Origin of the sequence: Flammeovirga agarivorans (genome assembly GCF_012641475.1) — a bacterium.
Taxonomy (GTDB): domain Bacteria; phylum Bacteroidota; class Bacteroidia; order Cytophagales; family Flammeovirgaceae; genus Flammeovirga; species Flammeovirga agarivorans.
Genome location: NZ_JABAIL010000027.1, coordinates 1 through 3,094, shown reverse-complemented (window position 1 = coordinate 3,094; position 3,094 = coordinate 1). Strand labels below are relative to the sequence as shown.

Sequence of the window (3,094 nt, the reverse complement as noted above, 5' to 3'; positions counted from 1 at the left end):
TAAATGAAACCAATAGGAGGTTAATTAAAAGTACTATTGTGATAATTTTTTTCATCTAATGCTTTACAACGAATTTGCTAAACAGCGAGCGAGGGCGCGTCGCCCGAGACTTGCTGTTTTAGCTATTGTTACCCACTGGTTTTATTATTATAAAAATTCTGTTTCTCCACTTAACTCGTCTATTTTCCATTTTATTGGTTGTTCGAGTTCATATCCTTCAATTTGATATAATTCAATTTCATTTATTTTAGAAAATCTCATATTTACTTTAAGCCTCGCATTTGGAAAATAGTGATGATTTGCAACAAAGGTTGCTTTGTTTTTCACTAAATCCCTCAATTCATTCACTGACAAATCTATTTCAAATTGTCTTGTGCTCGAAGGTGTTCGTTTAAATACAGCTTTATATTTGGTGTTGTCAATACCATAAAATTCAGAAAATACCGCTCTATCATAAGTTTTGTATGAATATGAAAAAGTTCCTAGGATGGGTATTATCAAAGCAATTGCCTTAATAAAAAACCCGACTTTTTTCCGATTCTTAAATTCTTTATTTGTTCCGAAAATTACAATTAGTATACTTGCCAATGTAGGTAAACCAATAAAAGCAATTTTTTCAGGTTTAAAAGTCAAAAACCAACCTAAAGTTTCTGCTAATTGGAGAAGCCATAGGATTGAAACTAAAATCAATATTTTGTTTCCAATTTGTTTTGTAACTAGATATAAAATGAGTCCTATAATAGTCGTAATCCATAATGGCAAATAAAGCATATCCTTCGAATGAATTGACCAAGCCATTGAAGTCATAGAAAGTGAAAACCCGACTACAATTAGAACTAAAGTTGATATTATGATTATTGTCTTGTTCATACTTGTGGGTAACGTAATGGCTAAACTACGACCAGCGTGCGTGTCAACCGGTGGATGGAGATTAGCTGATGTTGAGCACTTTTTATTTACCAAATACATAGCCAATATATTGCCACCTCTTTTTTTTCATTGAGTGCAATACCTTTTGAATATCCATGTTCCCAATTTTCTAGAGTATAAATTGTATCAATTTTATGAGTTGAATCAAGGTAAGTGCCTTTTGAACACGACAATAAATAGTAATCAAAACCTTTTAATAATTTATTTGAGTTGATTTTATTATCACTATATATTGAATAAAAATTAGGTAGAGGTAAACTATTACAAGAACCATTTTTTAAGACTCTTTTGAAACGTCTTTTAGTTCTGTCATAGTAATACCTATTCTTTTTATTAATATAACCATCTACAATATTTAGACAGTCTTTTGTGTTAGACTTATAAATCTCAACTGATTTTATTTTTATTTCTGAAACTAATTGAGAAAAATTTTCAGGATTACAAACTAAATATAAATGAGGTGATTCATAAAAATCATCATAATAATGTAAACTTGTTGATTTATATGAATTATATATTTTTTTTGGGAAATGATCAACTAAAGATGAATCATACTTTTCCAACTCTTGATTAAGGGAGTTTTCTAGATCATAATTTCTTACTGAACATGAAGTAATAGTGAGTAAGATAAAAAATAATTTTTTTAGCATGTTGCTAGTTTATTAATAATTGTGCTCAACGTAAATGCTAAACTACGACCAGCGGGTGCGTCACCCGGTGGATGGAGATTAGCTATTGTTAGCGGTTTTTTAATATATCTATTACTAATTTTATAGATTCTCTAATTTCTTCATTTTTAGTTTTTAAATAACCAACTTCTAATTTCTTTTTGTTTGAATTAATCCAATTCAACAAGAGCTTAATTTCTTCATTTGAAAATTCTTCAAACTCATCTTTTCTTTGAATTATATCTTCAAAGTAAGCTTCTATTAAATTAATATAGTTGACAAAACCTTTTTCATTAACCTCCACATTCCATTTTTCAAGTAATAAAGGCAAGTTTTTAAGTAACTTGTTTAATTCAATAAATAATTCAAAATCTAAAGAGCGTATTCTATTATTTATATCATAAGTCCACCATGTTATTAAAAATTTATGTATAACATCTGCTTCTGATTTATCCCAATTTTTCCAGTTACTATACTCTAGTTTACCTAAAATAATAAATGTATGTACCGTGAGCTTATTTTGAGCCGTTAGTTCTAATATTCTGGGAAGGTAGTACTTGAAATCATCAACCGTTCCCCAAGTAGTCATAGTTTTATAAGCAAATCTATTAATATCATCATCCTCTAATTCTCTTAACGGTTTTGAAGTCAAAGTGAACTTATCAGTATTTGATAAACAACAAGAACACCCTTTAATTTGAGGGTTGAATGAGTACTTCGAGAATGTAATATATAACTGTTCAATTTCTTTTAATAATTCATTTTTCATTCCTTTTATACTTGCTGTAACCGCTAACGAAATTGCTAAACTACGAACAGCGGGCGTGTCGACCGGTGGATGGAGATTAGCTAATGTTATAGAGTTTTATTAATCTTAATGTTGGAGTTAATTCACATCAATATTCAATTCCATCCATTCTTTGCTATCGATATTCTCTAAAGTTAAAGGTTCGATCAAAGAAAGGAAAGGAAGTATCTTTTTATTTTTAACAGTTCTGTACTGAGAATCTTTTCCTTCAATCATTTTTATCTGCTGTTCAATTGTTTGATACTTTTCATTAACATGTTCATATGAAATATGTTGCACTTTCCAATTAAATCGATAATCTCCAATTTCAACAACTATTAAACCAACTAATACTCCTAAAAAGGGTATTACTCTTAGCTTTGTATCACTTGGATTTTTCCATATCAATTTAACTGAACAAAAAGCAATAACATTTAAAGGCCAAATTACAATTAAGATATGAATCCAATTTATGGTAATCTCCAATTGCGAGAATAAAGTTATTCCCCACAAGATTCCACTTAATATTCCTCCAATTATATACAGTCTATTTAGAAGTCTAATCATGATATACTCTATAACGTAATGGCTAAACTACGACCAGCGGGTGGGTCACCCGATGGAAGGAGATTAGCTATTGTTGTAAGCTGTTTAGATTTTTTCTACTTGTTTAATTAGTAATATATTTTCTTTTTCCAACTCGGTCAGG

The 3,094-nt window shown here is 29.5% G+C and carries 4 protein-coding genes; all 4 read right to left on the bottom strand.

Annotated features, from left to right (window positions below; translation table 11 throughout):
- Positions 1 to 147: 147 nt before the first annotated feature.
- The 4 genes from HGP29_RS27895 to HGP29_RS27880 all read right to left on the bottom strand — a co-directional run bounded on the left by HGP29_RS27895 (position 148) and on the right by HGP29_RS27880 (position 2,952).
- The gene (locus tag HGP29_RS27895; RefSeq protein WP_211093441.1) at positions 148 to 798 is read right to left on the bottom strand and encodes a hypothetical protein; all 651 of its coding nucleotides are present in this window, start codon (positions 796 to 798) and stop codon (positions 148 to 150) included.
- A gap of 158 nt (positions 799 to 956) precedes the next feature.
- The gene (locus tag HGP29_RS27890; protein ID WP_168885759.1) at positions 957 to 1,580 is read right to left on the bottom strand and encodes a hypothetical protein; all 624 of its coding nucleotides are present in this window, start codon (positions 1,578 to 1,580) and stop codon (positions 957 to 959) included.
- Between the two features lie 88 nt (positions 1,581 to 1,668).
- Positions 1,669 to 2,367: a hypothetical protein gene (locus HGP29_RS27885; RefSeq protein WP_168885758.1), complete on the bottom strand. Its 699-nt coding sequence runs from the start codon at positions 2,365 to 2,367 to the stop codon at positions 1,669 to 1,671.
- Positions 2,368 to 2,484: 117 nt separating this feature from the next.
- Positions 2,485 to 2,952: a hypothetical protein gene (locus HGP29_RS27880; RefSeq protein ID WP_168885757.1), complete on the bottom strand. Its 468-nt coding sequence runs from the start codon at positions 2,950 to 2,952 to the stop codon at positions 2,485 to 2,487.
- Positions 2,953 to 3,094: the final 142 nt, after the last annotated feature.